Source organism: Nostoc sp. PA-18-2419 (genome assembly GCF_005869855.1).
Taxonomy (GTDB): Bacteria; Cyanobacteriota; Cyanobacteriia; order Cyanobacteriales; family Nostocaceae; genus Nostoc.
Genome location: NZ_SZNH01000013.1, coordinates 61,085 through 86,569, shown reverse-complemented (window position 1 = coordinate 86,569; position 25,485 = coordinate 61,085). Strand labels below are relative to the sequence as shown.

Below are 25,485 nucleotides of genomic sequence, written 5' to 3'. Positions count from 1 at the left end.
CTGGCTGACAAGGGATAGAATGCTGATAAGTGTGGCAAGAGAGCGACTTGAACAACAGGGTAAACGCTACTATAAATAATTGCAGATTATATATTATTTATAGGTAGTGTCACTTTCTAGTTGTATTCTGGCAGTCATTTTTTCTAGTTCTTTGAGGTGTTGTACATTCACAAGCCAGCCCTCTTCATAATTAGATTTATCAGTATTATATTGACTGTGTTGCTCTTTTAAAGTTGCAATCTCATAATTAATTATTGATAATGCTTTCCCTTGAATAATTATTTTTTTTAGCAACTCAAACCGTAATGTTTCATCCATTTGAAGCAAGAGTTGTGAAATGCAACGACTGATGATAACTTCATTGCCAAAATTAAGAATACCATTAGATTCATCATCTCGAGACAGTAAAAGTTCCTCACTAACATCAAACAAAGCTTCCACAATTGAAGGTATGTAATCCAGAGGGATTTCTTGTTTATTTGAATTTTCTAGTTGTTCTAGAAATACCCTAACTTGTGTTGTACCGCCTGGAAGTTTTTGTTTAGCAAGTTCTGTGAGATGGGTTTTAAATTTGTCTGTGTCTCCAATCAAATCAAAGATAAGTTTTCTCGGAGTGTTGGATAATTCACCTACTAAGAACGACAAACGAAAGTAAATAGGAAATATTTTTAAACTACACACACGTAGTTGTTCGCGCCATTCTAACTCTTTATTTTCATCTAGATAGCTATCACCCAAAATATATTTTAACTTAGGAAAAAGGTGCATGAGTAGATTTTTAATAGGCTGCTTATCTTCATCTTGTAGTTGAGCAATCCAGGTATTAAGCAGACTTTTGAGTTCATCTATTGAAGAGTTTAACTCCCCCACAAAAATATTAGGATTTTGAGAGACTATCCGATATATTTTTGGAGAAAACACTCGCAATGATTCAATAGCAATGAAATCAACTGGGTTGACTTCATCTTTTACTGCTGGATAGGTTACTGTTAAAGTATTAATTAAACGAACAATATCGCGGTTGCTATTAATGAAGCAATCTATTCCTTGAAAGTAGATCTCAGCCCAACGAGCTTGGTTTATTTGTTGCTTTTGTGTTTCAAAAAATATATTGTTAAGCTTTGCAAAAAGCAGCCTACGAAGTGACGTCTTCTGAGGAATAGGTAGCTGAAAACTCATTTGAATAATTTTTTCTAAATCTACTTCTCCAGATATTTGTTCTGATTCTGCAATTGTTTTGATTACAACTTCTTTATCAAAAACTAGAAGATAGACAACGTCAGTAAAATTCCGCATTGCTTTGAAAATACGAAATAGCTGCTTGATATCGTCAGCAGGCAATCGGTCGATATCGTCAATTGTTATGACTATTCGCCGCTGCTGCTGTAGTAGCTTGTCTTCCACTTCCTCTTTAAATTCCACAGCTTCTTTGTCCCTGTCGTCTAATAATGTTGCTAATGCCTTGCCAGTTTGAGCATAAGGTAGAGGAATGTCTGAAATAACGTTGGCAAAATCAGCTAGTCTTTCTTTCAAACCTTTTGAGACAGATGATTTTTGAGTTAAAACGTTTTGTAATTGCTCAAAAAAGCGTCTTGTAATATTTTGGTGTCCAGACAATAGCCAAGGATTAAAAGGAACGATGATTGGTTGCTCCTCGTCTGGCTTTTGCTGAAGATAGTGAACTACAAAGTTTAATAGTGTGGATTTGCCAGAGTTCCAAGAACCGTAAACTGCAATAACAAAACCTTCAGGAGAAGTCATTTTGCAAATGCTATCTGCTAAATACTTGGCGAAACCCGCGTGTCCTAGCAGGTCTTTTTCAGGATCGACTAAGGAACTATCTACTGATATATCTTTAATTTCTGTCTGTTGCATAAAATCAACATTTGTTCGCTGCTTAGAAACAGAGTATCTCACATATTACACATTTTAAAATACTGATAAGCTGTAAAACATCTAGTTTGCATGTGTTTTAGCTGATGAGGAGACGGGGAGATTAGGAAATGGGGAGAGTAATTGAGCAATTAAGCAACAATCCAATCAGGTGCAAGTTAAATGTGGAACAGCCTACGACTAGCTAGAAACTTTTTAATAAACCTCCACTGACGTTAGGAATCCAATATGCAAATTTAATATCTATGTTTTTACACTTCTTGTATGTGATATGAGCCTGTCAGTTATCTGTTAGGGTTTAAAGATGCTACTGAGAAAAAATCAGATTGCTGATTTAGAGAATTTTAGATTTATTAACTAATAACAATTCGGAAAATTTATTATATATAATTGCAACATAAAAATTTCAGCAAAAAAGTAGTAGATTAGTGAATTTTAATAATCTACTACAGGTATAGTTAGGAGATAATTTTAATATTTGTAGTATTTTTTATTGGTGAATGTTATAACTTAAAATCTTTAATATATTATCTATTAATTTAAATTTTACAATAAAATTGCAATTATGACATTAAATTTATTTTAGTAGGATTAAATTTTAGAAAAAGGTAGCAGATGGGTATGAATTATCCCACTGCTACAAAAAACGGAGGTATAAACTTGATTATTTAATTGGCATGAACCAATTCTTGAGGGGCTGCCGCATCATATTCTACAGCTTTGACAAATTCCTTAATAACGTCTTTGAGTCTTTGGTCAATTTCCTCATCTAACAGAACACTATTATCAGGTTGTCGTTGAATTTGTTTATCTACTGCATAAACAGTAGCTAAAATATGCCGCGCTCCTAATTCAGATAACACAGGTTTGAGAGCATATTCTATTGCCAATAAATGAGCGATCGTCCCACCAAGGGCAATTGGTAATACAGGTTTACCTGTTAATGATTTTTGCGGCAGCAAATCGAGAAATGTTTTGAGTACTCCTGTATAAGCAGCTTTATAAATTGGGGTGGCAATAATCACACCATTTGCGTTTGCTAATAAAGCTTTTGACTGTTCTAAAGCGGGGCTGTCATACCGTCCAAAAACTAAATCTTCAGCAGGCAAATCCCGAACTGAAATGATATCTACATGCAAGCCTTCTTGTTGTAAAAGCTTGGTGGTGTATTCGACAAAACCGTAAGTTCTAGATGGATGGGTTGGACTACCAGCGATCGCTAGAATATTTGTCATTAAATTAAACTCCTAATGTATTAATGGGGAATCAGGGATTGGATATTGGGGATTGGGTTAGGAAAACTCTCCCCTAGTCACTAGTTCCTAGTCTCCAGTCCCCAGTCCCTAATTACTAGGATATGGATGTAGCTTTCTGTTTTTGCTGCTGCCCAGGAAAATCTTCATTTGCTATAATCTCACCAAACGGACTCAAGACATGTTGCTTCTCTACTGTGGGTAGATTTTCCAAAGGCAAATGGGGAAAGACAAGTTCTGCGACTCGATAAGCTTCCTCTAGATGGGGATAGCCAGAAAGGATAAAGGATTCAATACCCAAATCAGCGTATTCCAATATCCTGGCTGCTACGGTTTGCGGATCGCCTACTAGGGCTGTTCCAGCACCACCCCGTACCAAACCAACTCCTGCCCACAGGTTCGGACTAATCTCTAATGCCTCCTGACTACCGTGGTGTAGTTGAGTCATCCGCCGCTGTCCAACTGAATCCATGCGTGCGTAAGCTTTTTGGGCTTTAGCGATCGCTTCCTCATCTACATATTTAATTAATTGATTTGCTGCATCCCAAGCTTCGCTCTCGGTTTCTCGCACAATCACATGTAGGCGAATGCCAAACCGCAAAGTTCTTCCTTGAGCCTCTGCTAGTTTACGAACTGATGCAATCTTTTCGGCTACTTGCGCCGGTGGTTCGCCCCAAGTTAAATAAACATCTACGTGCTTGGCAGCAATTTTTTGAGCAATCTCAGAGGAACCGCCAAACCACAAGGGCGGATATGGCTTTTGTACTGGTGGAAACAGCAGTTTGCCATCTTGAATGTTGAAATAATCGCCTTCAAAATTGGCTTGTTCGCTGCTAGCGATCGCTCGCCATACTGTCAAAAATTCATCTGTTAATTCATAACGCTGGTCGTGACCCAAATGCAAGCCATCTCCCGCTAACTCTACCGGATCGCCCCCTGTGACTACATTAATCAGCAAGCGTCCACCAGAAAGGCGATCAAAGGTCGCCGCCATCCTGGCTGCTACTCCAGGTGATACCAAGCCAGGACGAATCGCCACTAAAAAACGCATCTGCCGCGTCAGTGATACCAGTGTTGATGCTACAATCCAAGCGTCTTCGCAAGAGCGACCCGTCGGTAGCAAAGCCCCTGTGTAGCCTAGGTCATCCACCGCTTGGGCAATCTGCCGCAGATAGGCAAAGCTAACTGCCCTTGAGCCTGTAGCAGTTGCAAGATACCGTCCGTCGCCGTGGGTTGGGATGAACCATAGTAGCTGCATGAATTCTGTCCTTTTAAAATACGGTAAGTTGATATTAATACCGTACTTTGCTTACAGCTTTAGAGTATTACATATTCAAATTAACTAAGCAAGAAGTTTTTTAATAAACATCTGAAGTTATGTTTCATATCAAACTGTGACTTAACATTGAGGACTTGACTATAAAACAGAGTTATGCTATTTGTGCTAAATCAAGTGGATTAACAAGCGATCGCATCTCAATTTCTATAAAGATTCTTGTCATGGGTAAATGACATTTGTATCCATCGTTTAATCTGATTTTTCCATCACCTTTATACTGAATCTTATTTTGAAAGCTACTCTCACCTGAAGATAGACGATTTTCAAGGACTATTGTCATTAGTAAATTGCTGAATCAGGAACTAAAACAAAAAGTACCTTTGGGTCATTGGCAAAACTGTTGCAGGTTCACAAATTAGCAACTGACCATCTGCCCTGACTTCATAGGTTTCTGGGTCAACTTCTATATGGGGTAGTGCATCATTCAATTTCATATCCTGCTTAGTTAATTGGCGCGTCCGAGAAACTGCAACTGCTGTCTTTCCTAAACCAAGCTGCGTAGGAATTTCTTTTTCCAAAGCTGCTTGGGAAACAAAAGTTAATGATGTGGCATGACGCGCCCCTGCAAAACTACCAAACATCGGTCGCATATGTACTGGTTGGGGTGTGGGAATACTAGCGTTAGCATCGCCCATTTGCGACCATGCAATCATTCCGCCTTTAATGACTATTTCTGGCTTGACGCCAAAAAATGCCGGACGCCATAAGCACAAGTCTGCTAGTTTTCCCTGTTCAACTGAACCCACATAATCAGCAATTCCGTGAGCGATCGCCGGATTGATAGTATATTTAGCAACATATCTTTTTGCACGAAAATTATCTGCTGGTTGGTCAGTTCCTTGTGGGTTAATAATTCCTCGTTGTACCTTCATTTTGTGAGATGTCTGCCAAGTGCGAATTATCACTTCGCCTACTCGTCCCATTGCCTGGGAATCGGAAGAAATCATGCTAAATGCCCCTAAGTCGTGCAAAATGTCTTCAGCAGCAATAGTTTCCCGGCGAATGCGGGACTCAGCAAAAGCGACATCTTCGGCGATCGCCGGATCGAGGTGATGGCATACCATCAACATATCTAAGTGTTCATCTAAGGTGTTGAGGGTGTAAGGACGTGTGGGGTTGGTGGAAGACGGTAAGACATTGGCTTGGCCGCAAACTTTGATAATATCTGGTGCGTGTCCGCCGCCTGCACCTTCGGTGTGGTAAGTGTGGATGACACGGTTTTTGAAAGCGGCGATGGTATCTTCCACAAATCCAGCTTCGTTCAGAGTATCAGTATGAATCGCTACTTGCACATCATATTCATCGGCAACGCTAAGGCAAGTATCAATTGCTGCGGGGGTAGTTCCCCAGTCTTCATGTAGTTTTAACCCCATTGCGCCAGCGGCTACTTGTTCTACAAGTCCTTGGGGTTGACTGGCATTACCTTTACCCAAAAATCCTAAGTTGACGGGAAAGGCATCAGCGGCTTGCAACATCCGATAAATATTCCAAGGCCCTGGGGTGCAGGTAGTAGCATTTGTACCCGTAGCCGGGCCAGTACCGCCGCCAATCATCGTGGTGATACCAGAAGCGATCGCCACTTCAATTTGTTGGGGACAAATAAAATGAATATGGGCATCGATACCGCCAGCAGTGAGAATCATTCCTTCACCGGCTAAGGCTTCGGTTCCGGGGCCGATAATAATATCTACATTATTTTGAATATAAGGATTTCCGGCTTTCCCAATTTTGAAAATCTTACCATCTTTAATGCCGATATCTGCTTTGACAACACCCCACCAATCAAGGATTAAAGCATTAGTAATTACTAAATCTACAGCACCATCAGCGTTAGAAATGGGAGATTGTCCCATACCATCTCTGATAACTTTACCGCCACCAAATTTCACTTCATCGCCGTAGGTAGTGAAATCTTGTTCAACTTCAATAAATAATTCTGTATCTGCAAGTCGGACTTTATCTCCGACAGTGGGGCCGAAAGTTTCAGCGTAGGCGCGGCGGGACATTCTGTAAGGCATAACTTATTAGTAATCGAGGTTAAAATTGAGTTTAAACGCAAAGGAGAGGCAGCGCGTTGCGGGGGTTCCCCCGTTGTAGCGACTGCCGTCGCGCAAAGGTAAGCGCAGGGGTTCGCAGAGGATGGATGAGAATAATTTGAGTGGGGTGATAATTGGCTGTGGGATGCGAGTGCATACAGCGTTAGGGCCGGGTTTGTTAGAGTCAGCTTATGAGAAGTGTTTGTATTACGAATTGAGAAAGAAGGGATTAAATGTTGGAAAACAAGTTCCATTACCGCTTATTTACGAAGAGGTGAAATTAGATTACGTTTATCAATTAGACTTAATAGTTGAAAATCAAGTAATTATTGAAGTTAAATCTGTAGAATCCATCAACCCAATTCATTCCGTACAACTTTTAACTTATCTGAAATTAACTAATTGCAAATTAGGTCTTATTCTCAACTTTAACGTTCTCCACCTCAGAGAAGGCATTAAACGTGTGGCAAACAAACTCTAACTCAGCGTACCTCAGCGTCCCTTTGCGCTAAAAAATAAATATACCGTACATTTTTAATATTTGAATGGGCAAAATACAGAGTGACACTGAGGTTTTCTAAAGGTTTGCATTAATTTTACCGTTGAAACCATGGACTTGACGGCTACCAACCAAAGGCACTAAAATCACTTCTTTATCATCGCCTGGTTCAAAGCGGACTGCGGTGCCTGCGGGGATATCGAGGCGCATTCCTCGTGCTTGTTCTCTGTCAAAATTTAAGGCAGTGTTAACTTCATAAAAGTGAAAATGAGAACCAACTTGTATGGGGCGATCGCCTGTATTTGACACTCGCAATCTGATAGTTGAACGACCAGTATTTAGTTCAATTTCACCTTCTGATGTAATAATTTCTCCAGGAATCATATTCTCCTTTTTACGCTCCTATAAATATAGACAAAGTATTTCGAGAGTTACTACCGATTGGAAGTTTAGTAAAATTCTGTGATGGATAAATCTGTTTTAAAATACTTTCTAATTTATTTGCTTCTTCCTCTTCGTTTCCTAAATCATATCGAATTTCGTAACCCTTAGGCTTTCCTAATCGATTAAAAGATGAATTAACGAATTGGATTATGTACAGTCACTAACTTTGTACCATCAGGAAAAGTTGCTTCTACTTGCACTTCATGTACCATTTCTGGTATTCCTTCCATGACATCATCCCGTGTTAATAGAGTTGTTCCGTAACTCATCAACTCGGCTACAGTTTGCCCATCTCTTGCACCTTCTAAAATAGCAGCAGAAATATAGGCAACTGCTTCGGGATAATTTAATTTTAAACCTCTTTCTCTACGTCTTTCTGCTAATAAAGCAGCAGTAAAAATTAATAGTTTATCTTTTTCTTGCGGTGTCAATTGCATTCTTGTCTCTACTCTTAACGGTTCAAACCTGCCACACTCTTGGTATACAATTACCACAATTTAAAAAAGAAACTCGCAGCAGCTGCCAGATATCAGTAAACCAGTTTCTCACCTCAGATGTAGAATCACCGCGATATCGACACAATAATCCATGTTGCAATCGGCTAACACCTGTTTCACCAACACCATTGCCTAAAATTCGGATTTTTTCCACAATTTCTGCTGAAACTGCATCACCAAGCCAAACTAGACTACCTGTTATTGGTTTTCCAGCCAAGCCGTAGGGACTGTGGAAAATTTCTTCGCTAGCTGGTAACCATTGCCGATCAATCCATAAAGGAACACCTTGTTGCCAAATTTCAGTATGCGATCGCCATTCTCCTTGTAAAAATTTCTCTCCCCTAGCACTGCGACCAAAACGGGTAATTTCCCAGCCTAAGAAGCTAGCCCCGGTTGTTAATTCTACCCGTAAATCTTGTTGATAAATTGCACTGTTAAATAAAATTGTTTCTTGGGGTAACCATTCTAAACAAGCACCAGCATCAACTTGTATTTGGAGGGTTTGTCTAGCTTGCAAGCCATTACTGCGATATATCTTAGTAGCGGCTGCTGTAGTGATTAAGGCGTGTGTATGGGGTTGGAGGTGGATATTAGAGGATAAGCGATCGCCCCCCACAACTCCCCCAGCCGTGTGTAAAATTACGCTATGGCAAACTTTTTGCCCTTCTGGATAAAATGGTCGTTGCACCTTCAACGGTGCTTGTTGGTGGCTGTAAATTAATTGCGTTGTGTTGTGGCGATCGGCGTAAACTAAATTCAGTTTGCCATGCCAACCTTCTGTAGTTTCTGAGTTGCAAGTCATTTAATTAATTGGTTCGGCAAGGTGTACGCTAGTGCGGTAGACCAAGTACACAAAACCATTCTCATCACAAAAACGCTGATACAATTCTTGAAAATTATCAATAAGTTTTTTGTCAGCTAAACCTTCACTAGGTAGATAAGAAACACTTTTTGCTCGTCCAATAAGCCCAGTTAAATCTAACTGTTGTCTATAAGTAAAAGTGTATTCACGGATATTAATAAAATTAGGAGTAGCTAAAAGTGGCTCTACTGACTGCATCCTTGATTCTGCTGGGTGATTGTTAGATGCTTCACGGACTATTCGACTATATTCTGCTGTTAAATCATCTTTTTTATCTCGATTATTCCATACTACAGCTAAGCGTCCTGACGGTTTTAAAATCCGATGAAATTCTGATAACGCTGGTTCTGGATTGAACCAATGGAAAGCTTGAAAACAAGTAACTAAATCAATAGATTTATCCCCAAATTTAGTAAATTCTGCTGTTCCTTCACGAAACTCTACTAAAGGATGCCCTTGGGCAGCTTCTCTCATCGCCAAATTTGGTTCTATGGCGATGACATTAACTCCGCGTTCAGCTAATAGTCTTGAACTAATTCCTGTACCAGCACCAATATCTGCTGCTACAATTTGTGAATTTTTATCTAATCCTTCCAAAATAATATCAATTACAGCTGCGGGGTAGCTTGGTCGGTATTTAACGTAATCTTCTGCTTTATCGGAAAATCGGTTGAGTGGGTTTAGGGTATGTAGGAGAGTGGTTTCAGAATTAGATTGACTCATCAATTTTTATCGAAAAGTAAAAAAATTAGTTAACTATTTCTATTTTGAATAGAATAGTTAGAAAGCTGCATTTTATAAAAGCGATACTATATAAATTAAACTAGACATAATAACCGTGTACAACAATATAAAAATTGCTGAATATCCACATTGATAAATTATCAGAAGGTATTTATTTGGCAACATCTGATAAACTTCAAGGTTTAGTTGCTCAAGGACGGGCGGTTGCTGAAACTTTAGAAATTGCACAAAAATAAAGTATTAACATTCAATATTTTTGCCCAATTTTGGATACATATGTCCAAAAAAAGTATTGTTCTTTGCACTTCAGCATGTATATAGGGAGTTATTGATAGTTGTTATCTAAACTTAATTGTAATAGATGTTAATTCACACGCATTACTATATCTTAAATAAATAAGCTAATCTTTTATCATTAACAACTGCATCAACAAAATCTTCTAGTCTTTGAGTCATATCTTTATTAAGATAACTTGCTTGTGTTTTTAATATGTAATTCATATCAAATCTCCTTAAATATATAGTGTTATAACTGTTTTTTCTATACTGTTTATCCACTACAAGAATATTTGTACTATTATTTCTGCATCATTTGTGTCTTACCATGCAGAAGCAGTTTAGACGAAAAATAGCCGCCTCCACAAGGGAAGCAGCTATTTTTACAAATATACGGACTAGAGAATATTAGTAATCGAAGTCGCCACCAGCACCAGCACCAGCAGCAGGAGCACCGTCTTTCGGCTCAGGCTTGTCAACTACGATACATTCGGTTGTCAACACCATACCAGCGATGGAAGCAGCGTTTTGCAGAGCAGAACGAGTCACTTTGGCAGGGTCAACAATCCCAGCACTTAACAAATCGACAAATTCGTTAGTTGCAGCATTGTAACCAACGCTAAATTCCTTCTCTTTGACGCGCTCAGCAATCACAGCACCATTTTGACCAGCGTTTTCAGCAATTCGCTTCAAAGGCGCAGGTAAAGCACGAGCAACAATCAACGCACCAATCAACTCTTCACCAGTAAGGTTGCCGTTTGCCCAAGTTTCTAAATCAGGAGCTAGGTGAGCTAGGGTTGTACCACCGCCAGGAACAATACCTTCTTCCACAGCAGCTTTGGTAGCGTTGATAGCGTCTTCTAAGCGCAATTTCTTGTCTTTCATTTCGGTTTCTGTGGCTGCACCCACTTTCACCACGGCGACACCGCCGGAGAGTTTAGCAAGACGCTCTTGCAGTTTTTCTTTGTCGTAGGAAGATTCAGTTTCTTCGATTTGACGACGAATTTGTTCTACACGACCCTTAACCGCAGCTTCGTTACCTTCGGCAACAATTGTAGTGTTGTCCTTGGTGATGGTGATACGGCGAGCTTTACCCAGGCTATCGAGCTTGGTGTTATCGAGCTTCAAACCAGCATCTTCAGTGATTAATTGACCGCCAGTCAAAACGGCGATATCTTCTAGCATAGCTTTGCGGCGATCGCCAAAGCCAGGAGCCTTGACTGCAGCAACGTTTAGTACACCGCGCAAACGATTGACTACTAAGGTTGCCAAAGCTTCTTTTTCAATATCTTCGGCAATAATCACTAAAGGACGACCAGCACGAGCTACTTGCTCTAAAACTGGTACAAGGTCTTGTACCAGAGCAATTTTCTTATCGGTTAGCAGCAGGAAAGGCTCATCAAAAACCGCTTCCATCCGCTCAGGGTCGGTGGCAAAATAAGGAGAGATGTAGCCTTTATCAAAGCGCATCCCTTCAGTAATTTCCAACTCGGTGAACATAGATTTCCCTTCTTCTAAGGAAATTACGCCTTCCTTGCCCACCTTATCCATAGCTTGAGCAATCATTTGACCGACTTCTTCGTCATTACCAGCGGAGATTGCACCAACTTGGGCAATAGCTTTGGAATCTTCCACCTGACGAGCATGTTCGGCAATTTTATCTACCAGGAAGCTGGTAGCTTTGTCAATACCACGCTTCAACAAAATCGCGTTAGCACCAGCTGCAACGTTCCGCAAGCCTTCTTTGACAATTGCATGAGCTAAAACGGTAGCAGTAGTGGTGCCATCGCCTGCAGCGTCGTTGGTCTTAGAAGCAGCTTGACGAATCAGAGCTACACCAGTGTTTTCAATGTGGTCTTCTAATTCGATTTCTTTGGCGATGGTTACACCATCATTGACGATTTGCGGTGCGCCAAATTTCTTTTCTAGGACTACGTTACGACCTTTGGGACCAAGGGTAACAGCTACAGCCTCAGCCAGAATGTCCATGCCTCGCTCTAGGGCACGACGGGCGTTCTCGTTGTAGATAATGCGCTTTGCCATAAATGTCTAAATTCAGTCTAAATTCAAGGAGTAAGTCAGTTTTTTTCAATTGGGCATTGGCTAAACAGGGCACTGGGCATGGGAAAAACTCTTTATTTTTCTTACTCCCGATTCCCCATTTCCAACTAAATAACAACTGCTAAAATATCTTTTTCAGAAAGCAGTACAAATTCTTCAGTCCCAAGTTTGATATCAGTACCAGCGTACTTAGAGTACAGCACCTTATCACCGACTTTAATTTCCAATTCTTGACGGCTACCGTCATCATTACGCTTGCCAGGACCAAGGGCAACTACTTCCCCTACCTGGGGTTTTTCCTTAGCGGTATCGGGCAAATACAGACCACCTGCGGTCTTTTCTTCAGAGGCGCTCACTTTCACGAAAACGCGATCGCCTAATGGTTTTACTGTAGAAACGGTTAGAGATATTGCTGCCATATCATTTTCTCCAGAGTTTAGCACTCTCAACTCCTGAGTGCTAATCTATCGAAAAGGAGCATCTAATGGCAAGAATTTCTTAAGTACGGGTTCCCGAACTAGAATCTCTTCGGTGTACTTAAGTATAAATGCCTAATTATTTTTACTTTTCAGGTTTCGTTCCGGAAGTTACGAATATTTTTATAGGAACTGGGGAAGGTGGGGTCCCCTGTGGGGATAACGGGTAATGGAGACTGGAGATTGGGAACTAGGAAAGAGTTTTTCTAACCTTATCCGCAATACTTAATCCCTAATGCTCAATACCTAATACCCAATCCTCAGTCCCTATTGCCCTTCTCAGTAAACTTTATTTGCAAAGCTTAGAAATTGTTATAGAACTGTAATCAGGGAGCCGCTCGATGAGTAACAATAAGGTGATCCAGACAAGCTATCAAATCCCCAAAACCACAAAGTCTCTTGAATATAAAGCCCTGAGTAATTGTGTTAAAAGTTTAGGATTGGCAAAAATTCAGCCACATATTTTTATTTGTGCTGATCAAACAATTGCTAACTGCTGCTCAAAACGAGCTAGTCTGGAATCTTGGGAATACTTAAAAAAGCGACTTCAAGAGTTCAAACTCCCTAAGCTGCAAGAAAGTCATCCCATTTGCGTCTTTAAAACTAAAGCCAATTGCTTGCAGGTTTATTGTTCTAGACCCATAATGGTGGTCTACCGTGATGGAGTCTGGTATCGCCAAGCAAACCCGGAAGTTATTGAGCAGCTCGTCCAAGAACACTCAATAGGCAATAAGGTGATAGAAAAATATGCATTTTTAACCCATCCTTTGCCAGAAACTTCCCTGGTTTCTTGTGAACATCTCATAGAGGCTTAACAACCGAAGGATATGTTATGGCAGTAAGCTTTATGAAAGTGCGGGTTGGTTTTGAGGTAGGGTCATCTTTAAGCCGATACTTAACTAGTGAGTCAGAAGGATTATTATTTAATCAGTGTTTTTTAACTCGCCACTTTCAAAGCGATATATAATAGCGCATTATAGATACTACTGCTATACGTATCCTTGCTGGACTTTTGCTATCGAGCTAGTAGTCTCTTGAAAGTGCTCGGCATTTTTGAGACTTTGAGACAGCAAAGGCAAGTTAAGTAGGAAAAAGGACACATCTCACATTACCCACCATAGAGGATAAATATTCAAGACCTTGATAGACCGAAGCGCGACAAGTGCCACTGCTATGAAAGAGCCCAGCATGAAAGATCACAAACGACTTCTATTGATTGATGATGACCCTAACCTCATCTTGCTGGTGAAGGATTACTTAGAATTCCGGGGATACGAAGTCATCACCGCCGAAAATGGACGTGAAGCTCTGGAAATTTTAGAGCAAGATGTTCCAGACATGATTATCTGCGATGTGATGATGCCGGAAATGGACGGATATACTTTTGTGGAACAAGTCCGGCAAAACGAACGCACCAGCTGGATTCCGGTTCTTTTCCTTTCAGCTAAGGGACAAAGTGCAGACCGAGTTAAGGGTCTGAATAAAGGAGCTGATGTTTATATGGTCAAGCCCTTTGAACCAGAAGAACTCGTAGCGCAAGTTGAATCCTCACTGAAACAAACTATCCGTTGGAAAGAACACCAAGCAAAAGGAGGCGAAAACGGTTCCCGTATCCAGGTTCCCTTCGATGTGCAGTTAACCCCAACCGAACTCAAAGTAGTCCAGTTTGTAGCTAGGGGTTTAGCTAACCGAGAAATTGCTGAAGAACTAAACGTTAGTCAGCGCACGGTTGAAAGCCATGTGTCCAATATGTTGGGCAAAACCAATCTCCATAACCGCACTGAACTAGCGCGGTGGGCAATTGAAAATCAAATGGCTTAAATCCAGTTAGGAGTTAAAAGTTAAGAGTTATGAATTTTTTAACTCCTAACTCATAACTAAATTTAACAACCATCTTCTTCAAGATTGGATTGCTACAAAACTTCTAAATCCAGTTCATTCGGGTAGGTTAAAGCGTTTTCAATCTGAGAAGTTGTTTTTCTAGTTCCAAGTTTAAACAGCTATATTCTGACACATTTACGCTTACCAGAGCATCAGTAATGATGGCCGTGACAAATAGTAACAAACCAGTCATTTCATGACTGGTTCTTTATGTAAATCTTTGGGAATGCGAACCTAAATAGAAGTTGGGGTGCATCTATTATTTAAACTATCTGTAATTGCCATGTAAGTTTCTATTTGATACTCAATGCAAACCAGGAATTTAGATAAAGATGAAGAATTGTCTATAATCTAGTAGCAACTAGGTAAATAGTTATTTTATATTCATTTTAAATCTAGTTAAATATAAACAATCTTGAGGGGTACAACGATGAGTGTGCCTCTACTTTTTTATATAGATTTGGGAACTGATAAATTTTCTTTCCAAACTTTAAAATATCAAATGTAAAGTGTTTGGGGGTGATAGTTCAGTTACCTTACCAGTTATAGATATTGTATTTTTTTCAATATCATTACTCCTTTGTTGCAACTGATTCTGCGACCATCTATTTCAACTCAATTAATTAAGATTAAAGTTTATGTGCTATACAAGCAAAACCCGCATTTGCGGGTTTCAAAGTTTTTATTAGTCCATCTAAACGGACTTTGTTCGTGTAGAAACAATTATAATCACCTTGGTTTTCAACTCAAACTAAAACTCAGCACTTTGTGGTGTACGCGGGAAGGGTATTACATCACGAATATTTGTCATTCCGGTGATGAATTGCACGAGTCGTTCAAAACCCAAACCGAAACCAGCGTGAGGAACAGTACCGTAACGACGCAAATCGAGATACCACCATAAATCCTCTGGCTTCATTCCTTGCGCTATTACGCGACGTTCTAGAACTTCTAAACGTTCTTCGCGCTGGGAACCACCAATAATTTCGCCAATTTTTGGTGCAAGAATATCCATTGCACGGACAGTTTTTTCATCGTCGTTTAACCGCATATAAAAAGCTTTAATTTTCGCTGGATAATCTGTGACGATTACTGGCTTTTTAAATAGTTGTTCAGCCAGGTAACGTTCGTGTTCTGATTGTAAATCCAAGCCCCAGGTTACAGGATATTCAAATTTGACATCGGCTTTTTCTAAAAGTGCGATCGCTTCTGTATAAGTTAAGCGTTCAAATTGATTATTAATAATATTATCGGCAGTTGCCAGCACAGAATTATCTATGCGCTGATTAAAAAATTCCATATCTTCCGGACAAGTTTCCAACACATATTTAAAAATATGTTTGAGAAACGCCTCAGCTAAATCCATATCACCTTCTAAATTACAAAAAGCCATTTCTGGCTCAACCATCCAAAACTCTGCTAGGTGACGCGAAGTATTGGAATTTTCTGCACGGAAGGTAGGGCCAAATGTGTAGACATTGCTAAACGCCATCGCCATGATTTCCGCTTCCAACTGACCGCTAACTGTTAAGTATGTCGGTTTAGCAAAAAAGTCTTGGCTGTAATCTACTGCTTGGTTTTCTGTGCGCGGAATATTTTTTAAATCAAAACTTGTAACGCTAAAAAGTTCGCCTGCGCCTTCACAGTCGCTAGCAGTAATAATGGGTGTGTGTACCCATAAAAAACCTCTCTGTTGAAAGAATTGGTGAATTGCTGTTGAGCAAGCATTTCTCACGCGGAAAACGGCACCAAAAGAATTAGTACGCGCTCGCAAATGTCCAATAGTTCGCAAAAACTCAAAGGAATGACGCTTCTTTTGCAGGGGATACGTATCCGGATCGGCTTCTCCGTAAACTTCTAGTGTCTCGGCTTTCAACTCAATTCGCTGTCCTTTGCCAAGAGAAGCTACCAGTATCCCTGTCACTTCAACAGCAGCACCCGTATTCAATTTTTTTAATATAGTCTCGTAATCTGGCAAATCCTGATTGATGACGACTTGCAAATTAGCTAACGATGAGCCGTCATTAACTTCAATAAAAGCAAACCCTTTCGATTCACGCTTTGTCCGTACCCAGCCTTGCACTTCGAGGGACTCATCAGGTTGACCACTTCGCAATATTTCTCCAATCCGTCGATTTACCATATTTACCCAGCATAAGACTTTAATATCCAGCCTATGATAACGCCCATTCCACCAAAGCGTACGACTTGCCAGAAAGGTTTTTTGAGGCTACGCCAAGAAAATAATTGGCTTTCTAATTTCAGTTCTAGCATTTCTAACTGCTGTTGAATTTGCTTTAACTCTGCTTTGATTTCGGCTGTCTGAGATTTATTGTGCTTGAGTCGATCCCGGCGCTGTTGCCATTGTGCCTGTTGTTGGCGATCGCCTTCCACTTGATGGTAACGTTCTTTTAATGATAAGAGCGATCGCTCTACTTGTTCGATTTCTTGTGACAAATCTGGTTCGGGATTTTCCCCTGATGGTTGCGATTTTTGATCCGGCTTCATTTACAAGTAGTAAACTAAGATTAAAAGTCAATTGTCATTTGTCATTGGTCATTTGTCATTAGTCAATTAGCAAATGACAAAGCTAACAAAGCACAAAATCTCTTGCCAGCTTTGGGACTATCAAAGGTTACTCAAGGGGCAGAAAGACTTTAGTCGAGCAGTGGCTCAACGGCAGTTCCTTTAACTAGGCGAAAAGAGCCAACCCACTGCCTCAACTTTGTAAAATCGGATAAATGACAATTTATAAAGGACAAAGGACTTCAAATTATGTCTCAATCTACCCAGCTGCCGAAAACCACTCAACTGAATGATTTTAGTACTTTAGAACTAGCCCAAGCCCTAATGCAAAGACTGAGTATCTCTCCTGACGATTGGCATCGCCTCAAGTCTAACCGGAATTCTCGCGCCAATGAACAAATAGCAGCAGCTCTTGTTTATCTTTTGAACAATCAGCCACAAGAAGCTCAACCTAGATTAGAACAAGCAGTTGGTTGGCTAGATCGTTCTATTTCTGCTCCTCCATGTCCAACTCACGGTAACAATAAATGAAGAAGACGCACTGATGGGGAGACATAGGGACGCGGGGAATGTCCTTAACAATTTTTTGCGTCTTCTATTGTTTGCCTCAGAGCGTCTTTTTTCAACGTCGCAGAGATAGTCCTCGACGATTTTCCATTTGTTTACAAAGCCTTAATTCTGTGCCCTTGCGATTCCACTCTACCTGATCAAAAATTTGATGGAGAAGACATAAACCCCGGCCACTTTCTGCTTCATCTGGTGGCAAATAGTCAGTTGGTTCTTCATCGCTAATCTGTGAGGGAGTAAAGCCGCTACCCTGGTCTGAAATTATCCACCAATATTGATTATCTATTAAGGAAAAACGGACTATAACCGTTTTACTCGGATCAAGATTATTGCCATGCTTAGCTGCATTCACTAAGGCTTCTTGAAGCCCTAAACGTAGTTCTGATTGTAGCTTTGCTGGAATTTCTGCCAACAATAAATCTAATATTGGACAAAGATAGAGGGTTGAGGCAAAACTAATGGTGCCCCAATAACGTCCAACTGGACGGAGCGAAATTGTAATCACTAGAGAAACCCCATAGCTTTTAGTTAGCTAGACATCAGTTTGGTGTCACAGGCACCCTGATAAAAATTGAGGTGGTCATGCTGCCTTCAAACTTGCGTCTTTAAAACTAAATTTTGAAAATGCTAGGGAGCATTGACTCTATAAATGAGTTAGGATTGCTTGGATATATAATGGCCAAAATAGATTTGCTAATGGAATTAGCAACTTAAAAAGCTGCTATGAATTTTATAGAATATTAGGATACTCTAAATTTATTGCCGATTTTTAATTTACACAATCCCATTCATATTTTTAAGAGCCTATGCAACTTGAATTTCTTTAAACAAAATCAATTTCTATTTTTATCCTAATTCGATTTTAGCATTGTTAATATGCACTAAACTACAAATTTCAAATTTCAGTTTTTTTAAAGGAGTCAGCATTCTTAGTCCAAATGCGATCGCACAAGAAAGGCGGCAGCTTCCACATGAGCAGTCTGAGGAAAAAAATCAGCAGGTTGTACCCGTGCTATTTTATATTGCCCATCTTGAGAAAGTAATTTCAGGTCGCGGGCGAGGGTGGCTACTTTACAGCTGACGTAAACAATCCGAGATGGTTTCAACTGCCGTAAAGTGTCTATAACAGCGCGAGCACATCCTTTACGTGGCGGATCGAGTATTACGACTTCCGGTATTGTGCCCATTTTCGGCAGCAATTTCTCAACTGCGCCGACTTGGAATGTCACATTGTTAATTTCATTGCGCTGGGCATTGAAAATAGCTTGTTCCACGGCTGCTTGTTGCACTTCTAAACCTATAGCTTGTCGTACTTGTTTGGCGAGGGGCAAAGTTAAAGTGCCGATACCACAGTAGGCATCAACTAAGAATTCATCCCCTTGAAGATTGAGTTCTGATTGAATTACCTGCAATAGTGCCTCTGCTGTTTGTGTATAAACTTGGAAAAATGTATCTGGGCGGACTTGAAATTCCAGTCCAGCAAATTTTTCACGCAGGTGGGGGACTCCAGCGATGCAACGGGTTTCTAATCCAAAGATAGCATTTGTGCGATCAGAGTTGCGATTCAAACAGACTCCCATTAGCTGGGGATAACGGTTTAACCATTCGTGGGCTTGGCTTTCAATTCCTGGTAAATTCCAATCCTTGACCACCAAAGTCAGCAACATTTCTCCAGTGTGGCGGCCAATGCGTAAACTTAAATGGCGAATTTGCCCAAGGTGGCGCTGTTCGTTATAAATTTGCCAACTTCGCTGTTGAATATCTTGCTTAACTTCGGCAAGCATGGGATTTAAGCGCGGGTCTTGGACTGGACATTGATTTAAGTTAATTAATTGATGACTACCTTTTTGGTAGTAACCAGCTTGTACCTGTCCTGTTGCCGATTTGCCCAGAGGATAGGTAGATTTATTCCGATAGCCAAAAACAGAAGCAGCAGCCAGTACCGGATCTACTGGTGGTTGGGTAAAACCACCAATGCGTTCCAAAGCTTGGATAACTTGATTTTGCTTAGCTGTTAGCTGGTAATCATAATTAATGTGCTGCCATTGGCAACCACCACATTTATCCGCCACAATACAACCAGGGCGGATGCGATGGGGAGATGGTTGCAATAGCTGCTGGAGCTTAGCATAGGCATATTTTGATTTAACGTGTACTAAGCGGACAAGAGCGCGATCGCCTGGTACAGTATCAGGGACAAACACTACACGTTCGTTACCACGTCCCACACCATCGCCAGTATCAGTTAAATCAGCGATGGTCACTTCAATTAATTCACCTTGTTGCCAAATTATTTTCGTCATTTGTCACTTGTACTGAACGTTCGCGTAGTATCTCGTAGAGAAGCCATTGGCGCAGCCTCTGGTAGAGAAGTATCTGTTATTGGTCATTGATCTGTTAGTTATTTTCCCTATCTCCCCATCTTTCCACACTCCTCATCTCCCTCATCCTTTACCCAAACGTGTAAATTCAATACATAACTAGCTCCCATCCCTTCACTTGTGTACCTCAGACTCGCTAAACTAGCAAATAATATTTAAGTTGATTTCAATCATCATGACTGTAATTAGCCAAGTTATTCTCAGAGCCGACGACGAACTGCGTTATCCCAGCAGTGGCGAACTTAAAAATATCAAAGACTTTTTTCAAACAGGTGTCCAACGGACACGCATTGCTGCTACCTTAGCTGAAAATGAAAAAAAAATAGTTCAGGAAGCAACCAAACAACTTTGGCAAAAGCGTCCTGACTTTATTTCTCCCGGTGGTAATGCTTATGGGGAACGTCAACGTTCTCTGTGTATCCGTGATTTTGGCTGGTACTTACGCCTAATCACTTATGGTGTACTTGCTGGTGACAAAGAGCCAATTGAAAAAATCGGTTTGATTGGTGTGCGGGAAATGTACAACTCATTGGGCGTTCCTGTACCTGGAATGGTAGAAGCGATTAATTCGCTTAAAACAGCCGCTCTTGACTTACTGAGTGCAGAAGATGTGACTCAAGCTTCACCATACTTTGATTACATCATTCAAGCGATGTCTTAGTACAAAGTACGTGCTAATTCTATGAGTATACTTTTGCTCTACTAGGGTGAGTGTCAAGTTTTAGCACTCAATAGGTATAAGATTATCAACTCGATCTTAACTTCCCCACATTTTGATAGTGACTATGGCTAAATCTTTGTCAAGTTACTAACCAGTTGTGGGGAAATTTTATTTGGACATCAGGTATGGAAAGATGAAGTAAAAAACTAATGCCCAATGACCAACGACAAAAAACCGACAGTCCTTGATGAAGGCTGTCGGTAACTAGTGTGTTCCCTATTAATGACTCGGCTAGAGTTCAGTTGTCTTTAATTATGCCAACCTGGCACTTGCAGCKAGACGATCTTAATCATACGTAAGTGTGATTGTCGTCACTTGATTGTTAGAGCTAAACTGCATATATCCGAATAATCTCTGAGCTCCAGTAAATTTATGCAAGTTAGTAGCTAAGAGTATATGTTCTGGTAAATCCTTTTTCAGCTTAAGAGCAAACAACAGCAATTAGACACTCAGGGTTTAAAACACGAGATCAAAGAATTAACAAACCTATGCCTCGTTTGCCAAAGTGCTGTAGCACAAAGAGCTATCTGCAAAGATAAATTTCTCAAAGCCAGTGGTAGACAAGCTAATGGAGTTTCCATTGTTGTTGAAAGTGATATTGGCAGATTTTAGGGCATTGCCAGAAACAACACTAGACACTATGAGTTGAGAGCGCTTGAAAGCCCTGAGATCGAGGGTGTCAAAACCGTCCCCGCCATCAACAGTTGCTTCCCCGAAACCTTTGAAGTAATCATCTCCACAGCCCAGAGCAATGTTGATACCGCCACCAATAGAGACTTTCTGTTGAACTCCATCTAGGGTACTGGTGGCGATAATTTTGTCATTGCCATTGCCAGTCTTAATGATTCCTTGTCCATAAATGCCATAAGCAGTACCACCAATTGTTGCAGTAGCCTGTCCAGTAAGGATATCAGAACCCTTGTCAGTATCAATCACTCCATCGTTGACGATGCCATAGGCGGTGGAGTTTGTTGCAGAACTGTTCCCATAACCGATAATCGTGTCGTTGCCGCATCTTGTAGTAATGGTGGCATTTTTAGTATTTTGGATGCCGATTCCAGCACCACCATCGCCGAGGCCACTAGGACTGATGCCACTATTGCCGCCGTTCCCTGTGCCGATGATCGTGTCGTTTGCGTCTCCTGTATTCAAGCTACCACTATTGGCGATGCCTGTCCCAGTACCACCGTTGGCGCCATTGCCGAATTCCTCATTATTGCCCTTTTCGCCACCGCTGCCGCCAGTACCGATGCCAGTGATCGTGTCTTCTCCGTCTCCAGTATCCAGTTTCTTACTGTTAGTGATACCAGTTCCAGTACCGCCATCACCGCCGTTGAAAAATCCTCTGCCGCCTTCGCCGCCCTTTCCTATGCCAGTGATCGCGTCTTTTCCGGAGCCTGTATTAATACTGCCACTGTTAGCGATGCCGATTCCAGTAGCGCCGTTCCTGCCGCCCTCGCCAGCGGCACCGMTGCCGCCAGTACCTGTGCCAGTGATCGTGTCATCTCCGTCTCCAGTATCCAGTTGCTTACTGTTAGTGATACCAGTTCCAATACCGGTACCGCCGCCGTCTCTGCCGCCGTCGCCGCCCTTTCCTGTGCCAGTGATCGTGTCTTTTCCTGAGCCTGTATTAATATTGCTACTGTTAACGATGCCTGTCCCAGTACCACCATCACCGCCCACGTAACCCCCACCACCTGTGCCAGCGTTGCCTGTGCCGGCGATCGCGTCGTTTCCATCTCCTACATTAATATTGCCAGTGTTAGCGATACCGATTGCATTACCGCCATTGCCGCCGAAGTCACCCGAACCACCTGTACCACCGTTGCCTGTGCCAGCGATCGCGTCGTTTCCATTTCCTGCATTAATATTGCCACTGTTAGCGATGCCTGTCCCTAAAGCACCATTGCCGCTGTCGTTGAGACCGCCACTGCCACTGCCACCGTTACCTGTGCCAGCGATCGCATCGTTTCCGTCTCCTGCATTAATACTGCCACTGTTAGCAATGCCTGTCCCAGAAGCACCGTCGCTGCTCTCTTCAGGGCCGTTATCGCCAGTAGCGATGCCAGCGATCGTGTCTATTCCCGAAAGTGTACGAATGTAACCTCCAGTTAAAATATCAATACCAATTGCGGGTGATGTATTTAACTGTTCTCCGATTAAAGTATCGGCATTGGCGGTGCCAATGAAATTAGGTGGAACGGTAAGTCTAGGCATGATTAAAATTCTTGCAACTAAGTTAGTATGGTCGGTTTTATGCACGTTACAAGAAAAGAAAATTTTCTTACTTTATAAGTAACAGCACACAAATAAGGGCATACTAGCAGCATTTGAGAATTTCTCATCTAGATTTTAGATGTTTACAATACTTATTTAAGTAAGTAGATTTATTTAGCTCAACTGTACCGTATAGCCATGAACTATCCTAAAGTTGCGCCCACAGGTTAAGTAAATCGATAGAATAATGCTCTGTACAATTGGTGCATTATTTCCATGACTGCCACATCTCCTGCTCCCTTTTCCCCCGAAGAAATTACTGCTGAAGGTATAAAGCCAGAAGAATACGCAGAAATTGTCCGTCGTTTAGGACGTCATCCCAACAAAGCCGAACTGGGAATGTTTGGGGTAATGTGGTCGGAGCATTGCTGTTATAAAAATTCTCGACCTTTGCTCAAACAGTTTCCTACCGAAGGCGATCGCATTCTCGTGGGGCCTGGTGAAAATGCTGGTGTTGTAGATTTGGGTGACGGACTGCAACTAGCCTTTAAGATTGAATCCCACAATCACCCTTCAGCTGTCGAACCCTTTCAGGGAGCTGCTACAGGAGTAGGAGGTATTCTCAGGGATATTTTTACAATGGGTGCGCGTCCCATTGCCATCTTAAACTCGCTGCGCTTTGGTTCCCTAGAAGATGCCAAAACTCAAAGGTTATTTACTGGTGTAGTAGCAGGAATCTCTCATTATGGTAATTGTGTAGGAGTACCCACTGTTGGCGGCGAAGTTTACTTTGACCCTGCTTACTCTGGTAATCCCTTGGTGAATGTCATGGCGCTGGGGTTGATGGAAACGCCAGAAATTGTCAAATCAGGGGCATCTGGTTTAGGAAATCCTGTATTGTATGTTGGTTCGACCACCGGGCGCGATGGTATGGGAGGTGCGAGTTTTGCCAGTGCAGAATTGACCCAACAGTCAATGGATGACCGTCCTGCGGTGCAAGTGGGCGATCCCTTTTTGGAAAAGTCGTTAATTGAAGCTTGTTTGGAGGCTTTTAAAACAGGTGCAGTTGTCGCCGCCCAGGATATGGGAGCAGCCGGAATCACTTGTTCGACATCAGAGATGGCGGCAAAAGGTGGTGTAGGAATTGAACTAGATTTAGATAAAATTCCTGTACGGGAGCTAGGAATGGTTCCCTATGAATACCTACTTTCAGAATCTCAAGAACGGATGCTGTTCGTTGCCCACAAGGGGCGTGAGCAGGAGTTAATCAACATTTTTCATCGCTGGGGACTTCATGCTGTTGTCGCTGGTTCAGTGATTGCTCAACCCATCGTGCGGATTCTTTTCCAGGGTAAAATAGCAGCAGAGATTCCGGCTGAGGCTTTGGCGGAAAATACCCCGCTTTATCAGCGGGACTTGTTAACAGAACCACCGGAATATGCCCGTCAAGCTTGGGAATGGACTGCTGATTCCTTACCTAGTTGTACAATTGCTGGCATCGAACTCCAAGGAAACCTACAAAGTTGGAATGATATTTTGTTAACTTTGCTCGATACACCAGCGATCGCTTCTAAAAGCTGGGTATATCGTCAATATGACCATCAAGTACAAAACAATACCGTAATTCTACCAGGTGGTGCAGATGCGGCAGTAGTACGCTTACGCCCACTCGAAGAAATCCTCAATCCAAAATTCCCAAACCCAAATCTTAAATCAGCAGTTGCAGCTACTGTAGATTGCAATTCTCGTTATGTTTATCTTGATCCCTATGAAGGAGCTAAGGCAGTGGTGGCAGAAGCCGCACGCAATCTTAGCTGTGTAGGTGCAGAACCTCTAGCAGTAACAGATAACCTAAATTTTGGCTCTCCAGAAAAACCAATTGGTTACTGGCAATTGGCACAAGCTTGTCGCGGCTTAGCAGAAGGTTGTCGAGAATTGGCAACACCAGTCACAGGTGGAAATGTCTCTCTATATAATGAAACCCTTGATTCCCAAGGTACTCCCCAACCAATTTATCCTACTCCTGTTGTTGGTATGGTGGGCTTGATTCCCGATTTCACTAAAGTTTGTGGTCAAGCTTGGCAAACAGCAGGCGATGTCATTTATCTTCTCGGATTGCCTTTAGGATCACAACTGAGTTTGGGAGCATCGGAGTATTTAGCTACTATTCACGGTACTGTTGCTGGAAAACCACCACAGGTAGATTTTGACTTGGAACGTCGCGTACAGCTAGTTTGTCGTCAGGGAATTCGTAATGGTTGGGTACGTTCTGCCCATGATTGTGCTGAGGGGGGGATAGTGATCGCACTATCAGAATGTTGCATTGCTGGCAATCGTGGTGCCCAAATCAATTTAGAAATTACACCAACACAGTTAAACCGACTAGATGAGGTGCTGTTTGCTGAAGGTGGTGCCAGAATCGTAGTTTCTATCGCACCAGAACAACAAGAAATTTGGGAATCCTACTTACAGGAACATCTGGCTCAACATTGGCAAAAACTGGGTATAGTTGGTAACTCCAACACTGATTTGGGGGTTTTAACTACTGACAACCAAGCCTTAATAAAAGTTAATATTGAACAGATGAAAGCTCGTTATTCTCAGGCGATCGTCAGGCGTCTCTCCCTCAAAACTACTACTCCTAGTTGAGAAGTGAGGAGTTGAGAGTCACAAGTTAAGAATCAAGAGGATAACTCCTCACTCCTGACTTTGAAATTATTAAACTTTGTGAACAAAATTACGGTACTGTTTTAATAGACGGTTAAAGATTTATTAAGAATTCTGCGACTATCTATCGATATAATCCCAGTGA

At 41.5% G+C, this 25,485-nt stretch carries 23 protein-coding genes; 7 read left to right on the top strand and 16 right to left on the bottom strand.

The genetic code is table 11. From position 1 onward, the window contains the following. Window positions 1-93: 93 nt before the first annotated feature. The 5 genes from FCR06_RS15570 to ureC all read right to left on the bottom strand — a co-directional run bounded on the left by FCR06_RS15570 (window position 94) and on the right by ureC (window position 6,503). Entirely contained in the window at window positions 94-1,875 is a 1,782-nt protein-coding gene (locus FCR06_RS15570) for a P-loop NTPase fold protein (protein ID WP_138501197.1), read from the bottom strand. A 686-nt stretch (window positions 1,876-2,561) separates the two neighbouring features. Continuing rightward, window positions 2,562-3,128, bottom strand: a complete 567-nt coding sequence (ssuE, locus tag FCR06_RS15565; RefSeq protein WP_138501195.1) for an NADPH-dependent FMN reductase — start codon at window positions 3,126-3,128, stop codon at window positions 2,562-2,564. Between the two features lie 115 nt (window positions 3,129-3,243). Next, window positions 3,244-4,404: an FMNH2-dependent alkanesulfonate monooxygenase gene (gene ssuD / locus FCR06_RS15560; protein WP_138501193.1), complete on the bottom strand. Its 1,161-nt coding sequence runs from the start codon at window positions 4,402-4,404 to the stop codon at window positions 3,244-3,246. Window positions 4,405-4,576: 172 nt separating this feature from the next. Further along, entirely contained in the window at window positions 4,577-4,765 is a 189-nt protein-coding gene (locus tag FCR06_RS15555) for a hypothetical protein (protein ID WP_138501191.1), read from the bottom strand. A 22-nt stretch (window positions 4,766-4,787) separates the two neighbouring features. Beyond that, entirely contained in the window at window positions 4,788-6,503 is a 1,716-nt protein-coding gene (gene ureC, locus FCR06_RS15550) for an urease subunit alpha (RefSeq protein WP_138501189.1), read from the bottom strand. 121 nt (window positions 6,504-6,624) lie between these two features. Here ureC and FCR06_RS15545 point away from each other — a divergent pair, with 121 nt between their 5' ends. Then, window positions 6,625-7,002 carry a GxxExxY protein gene (locus FCR06_RS15545; RefSeq protein WP_138501187.1) on the top strand — a complete coding sequence of 126 codons (378 nt, stop codon included), beginning with the start codon at window positions 6,625-6,627 and terminating at the stop codon, window positions 7,000-7,002. A gap of 96 nt (window positions 7,003-7,098) precedes the next feature. Here FCR06_RS15545 and FCR06_RS15540 read toward each other — a convergent pair whose 3' ends face one another. From FCR06_RS15540 to FCR06_RS15525, 4 genes are all read right to left on the bottom strand, one after another. After that, the gene (locus tag FCR06_RS15540; protein ID WP_138501185.1) at window positions 7,099-7,404 is read right to left on the bottom strand and encodes an urease subunit beta; all 306 of its coding nucleotides are present in this window, start codon (window positions 7,402-7,404) and stop codon (window positions 7,099-7,101) included. A gap of 194 nt (window positions 7,405-7,598) precedes the next feature. Continuing rightward, the gene (gene ureA / locus FCR06_RS15535; protein WP_138501183.1) at window positions 7,599-7,901 is read right to left on the bottom strand and encodes an urease subunit gamma; all 303 of its coding nucleotides are present in this window, start codon (window positions 7,899-7,901) and stop codon (window positions 7,599-7,601) included. A gap of 22 nt (window positions 7,902-7,923) precedes the next feature. Further along, a complete protein-coding gene (locus FCR06_RS15530; RefSeq protein ID WP_138501181.1) occupies window positions 7,924-8,763 on the bottom strand; it encodes an urease accessory protein UreD in 840 nt (279 codons plus the stop codon). Next, complete coding sequence (locus FCR06_RS15525) at window positions 8,764-9,546, bottom strand: class I SAM-dependent methyltransferase (protein WP_138501179.1); 783 nt, start codon at window positions 9,544-9,546, stop codon at window positions 8,764-8,766. A 134-nt stretch (window positions 9,547-9,680) separates the two neighbouring features. Between FCR06_RS15525 and FCR06_RS34275 the strand changes: the two genes are divergently transcribed. Continuing rightward, window positions 9,681-9,803 carry a hypothetical protein gene (locus FCR06_RS34275; RefSeq protein ID WP_262984674.1) on the top strand — a complete coding sequence of 41 codons (123 nt, stop codon included), beginning with the start codon at window positions 9,681-9,683 and terminating at the stop codon, window positions 9,801-9,803. A 448-nt stretch (window positions 9,804-10,251) separates the two neighbouring features. Here FCR06_RS34275 and groL read toward each other — a convergent pair whose 3' ends face one another. Together groL and groES are read right to left on the bottom strand one after the other, a co-directional pair. Then, window positions 10,252-11,886 carry a chaperonin GroEL gene (groL, locus tag FCR06_RS15520; protein ID WP_138501177.1) on the bottom strand — a complete coding sequence of 545 codons (1,635 nt, stop codon included), beginning with the start codon at window positions 11,884-11,886 and terminating at the stop codon, window positions 10,252-10,254. A gap of 125 nt (window positions 11,887-12,011) precedes the next feature. Then, complete coding sequence (gene groES, locus FCR06_RS15515) at window positions 12,012-12,323, bottom strand: co-chaperone GroES (RefSeq protein ID WP_138501175.1); 312 nt, start codon at window positions 12,321-12,323, stop codon at window positions 12,012-12,014. Between the two features lie 398 nt (window positions 12,324-12,721). On the opposite strand from groES, the gene FCR06_RS15510 reads away from it, so the two are divergent. Beyond that, a complete protein-coding gene (locus FCR06_RS15510; RefSeq protein ID WP_223280153.1) occupies window positions 12,722-13,195 on the top strand; it encodes a (2Fe-2S) ferredoxin domain-containing protein in 474 nt (157 codons plus the stop codon). Between the two features lie 328 nt (window positions 13,196-13,523). After that, window positions 13,524-14,201 (top strand): response regulator transcription factor, encoded by a 678-nt coding sequence (locus FCR06_RS15505; protein WP_012407592.1) that lies wholly within the window; start codon window positions 13,524-13,526, stop codon window positions 14,199-14,201. A gap of 811 nt (window positions 14,202-15,012) precedes the next feature. Here FCR06_RS15505 and asnS read toward each other — a convergent pair. Continuing rightward, window positions 15,013-16,404 carry an asparagine--tRNA ligase gene (gene asnS, locus FCR06_RS15495; protein WP_138501173.1) on the bottom strand — a complete coding sequence of 464 codons (1,392 nt, stop codon included), beginning with the start codon at window positions 16,402-16,404 and terminating at the stop codon, window positions 15,013-15,015. A 2-nt stretch (window positions 16,405-16,406) separates the two neighbouring features. Beyond that, window positions 16,407-16,769 carry a hypothetical protein gene (locus FCR06_RS15490; protein ID WP_138501171.1) on the bottom strand — a complete coding sequence of 121 codons (363 nt, stop codon included), beginning with the start codon at window positions 16,767-16,769 and terminating at the stop codon, window positions 16,407-16,409. Window positions 16,770-17,036: 267 nt separating this feature from the next. Here FCR06_RS15490 and FCR06_RS15485 point away from each other — a divergent pair, with 267 nt between their 5' ends. Next, window positions 17,037-17,318, top strand: a complete 282-nt coding sequence (locus FCR06_RS15485) for a DUF6439 family protein (protein ID WP_138501169.1) — start codon at window positions 17,037-17,039, stop codon at window positions 17,316-17,318. A gap of 91 nt (window positions 17,319-17,409) precedes the next feature. Here the strand turns inward: FCR06_RS15485 and FCR06_RS15480 are convergent, their stop codons facing one another. Both FCR06_RS15480 and rlmD read right to left on the bottom strand, forming a co-directional pair. After that, window positions 17,410-17,859, bottom strand: a complete 450-nt coding sequence (locus FCR06_RS15480) for an ATP-binding protein (RefSeq protein WP_138501167.1) — start codon at window positions 17,857-17,859, stop codon at window positions 17,410-17,412. 424 nt (window positions 17,860-18,283) lie between these two features. Further along, the gene (gene rlmD, locus FCR06_RS15475; protein ID WP_138501165.1) at window positions 18,284-19,657 is read right to left on the bottom strand and encodes a 23S rRNA (uracil(1939)-C(5))-methyltransferase RlmD; all 1,374 of its coding nucleotides are present in this window, start codon (window positions 19,655-19,657) and stop codon (window positions 18,284-18,286) included. Window positions 19,658-19,910: 253 nt separating this feature from the next. Between rlmD and FCR06_RS15470 the strand changes: the two genes are divergently transcribed. Beyond that, window positions 19,911-20,396, top strand: a complete 486-nt coding sequence (locus tag FCR06_RS15470) for an allophycocyanin subunit alpha-B (RefSeq protein ID WP_138501163.1) — start codon at window positions 19,911-19,913, stop codon at window positions 20,394-20,396. Window positions 20,397-20,942: 546 nt separating this feature from the next. On the opposite strand, the gene FCR06_RS15465 is transcribed toward FCR06_RS15470, so the two are convergent. Continuing rightward, window positions 20,943-22,673 carry a hypothetical protein gene (locus tag FCR06_RS15465; RefSeq protein ID WP_138501161.1) on the bottom strand — a complete coding sequence of 577 codons (1,731 nt, stop codon included), beginning with the start codon at window positions 22,671-22,673 and terminating at the stop codon, window positions 20,943-20,945. Window positions 22,674-22,949: 276 nt separating this feature from the next. On the opposite strand from FCR06_RS15465, the gene purL reads away from it, so the two are divergent. After that, window positions 22,950-25,322: a phosphoribosylformylglycinamidine synthase subunit PurL gene (gene purL / locus FCR06_RS15460; RefSeq protein WP_138501159.1), complete on the top strand. Its 2,373-nt coding sequence runs from the start codon at window positions 22,950-22,952 to the stop codon at window positions 25,320-25,322. Window positions 25,323-25,485: the final 163 nt, after the last annotated feature.

Bases quoted from the DNA above. Each gene is read 5' to 3' on its own strand.
- FCR06_RS15570 (WP_138501197.1), bottom strand. From the start codon at position 1,875: ATGCAACAGACAGAAATTAAAGATATATCAGTAGATAGTTCCTTAGTC.
- ssuE (WP_138501195.1), bottom strand. From the start codon at position 3,128: ATGACAAATATTCTAGCGATCGCTGGTAGTCCAACCCATCCATCTAGA.
- ssuD (WP_138501193.1), bottom strand. From the start codon at position 4,404: ATGCAGCTACTATGGTTCATCCCAACCCACGGCGACGGACGGTATCTT.
- FCR06_RS15555 (WP_138501191.1), bottom strand. From the start codon at position 4,765: ATGACAATAGTCCTTGAAAATCGTCTATCTTCAGGTGAGAGTAGCTTT.
- ureC (WP_138501189.1), bottom strand. From the start codon at position 6,503: ATGCCTTACAGAATGTCCCGCCGCGCCTACGCTGAAACTTTCGGCCCC.
- FCR06_RS15545 (WP_138501187.1), top strand. From the start codon at position 6,625: ATGGATGAGAATAATTTGAGTGGGGTGATAATTGGCTGTGGGATGCGA.
- FCR06_RS15540 (WP_138501185.1), bottom strand. From the start codon at position 7,404: ATGATTCCTGGAGAAATTATTACATCAGAAGGTGAAATTGAACTAAAT.
- ureA (WP_138501183.1), bottom strand. From the start codon at position 7,901: ATGCAATTGACACCGCAAGAAAAAGATAAACTATTAATTTTTACTGCT.
- FCR06_RS15530 (WP_138501181.1), bottom strand. From the start codon at position 8,763: ATGACTTGCAACTCAGAAACTACAGAAGGTTGGCATGGCAAACTGAAT.
- FCR06_RS15525 (WP_138501179.1), bottom strand. From the start codon at position 9,546: ATGAGTCAATCTAATTCTGAAACCACTCTCCTACATACCCTAAACCCA.
- groL (WP_138501177.1), bottom strand. From the start codon at position 11,886: ATGGCAAAGCGCATTATCTACAACGAGAACGCCCGTCGTGCCCTAGAG.
- groES (WP_138501175.1), bottom strand. From the start codon at position 12,323: ATGGCAGCAATATCTCTAACCGTTTCTACAGTAAAACCATTAGGCGAT.
- FCR06_RS15510 (WP_223280153.1), top strand. From the start codon at position 12,722: ATGAGTAACAATAAGGTGATCCAGACAAGCTATCAAATCCCCAAAACC.
- asnS (WP_138501173.1), bottom strand. From the start codon at position 16,404: ATGGTAAATCGACGGATTGGAGAAATATTGCGAAGTGGTCAACCTGAT.
- FCR06_RS15490 (WP_138501171.1), bottom strand. From the start codon at position 16,769: ATGAAGCCGGATCAAAAATCGCAACCATCAGGGGAAAATCCCGAACCA.
- FCR06_RS15485 (WP_138501169.1), top strand. From the start codon at position 17,037: ATGTCTCAATCTACCCAGCTGCCGAAAACCACTCAACTGAATGATTTT.
- rlmD (WP_138501165.1), bottom strand. From the start codon at position 19,657: ATGACGAAAATAATTTGGCAACAAGGTGAATTAATTGAAGTGACCATC.
- FCR06_RS15470 (WP_138501163.1), top strand. From the start codon at position 19,911: ATGACTGTAATTAGCCAAGTTATTCTCAGAGCCGACGACGAACTGCGT.
- purL (WP_138501159.1), top strand. From the start codon at position 22,950: ATGACTGCCACATCTCCTGCTCCCTTTTCCCCCGAAGAAATTACTGCT.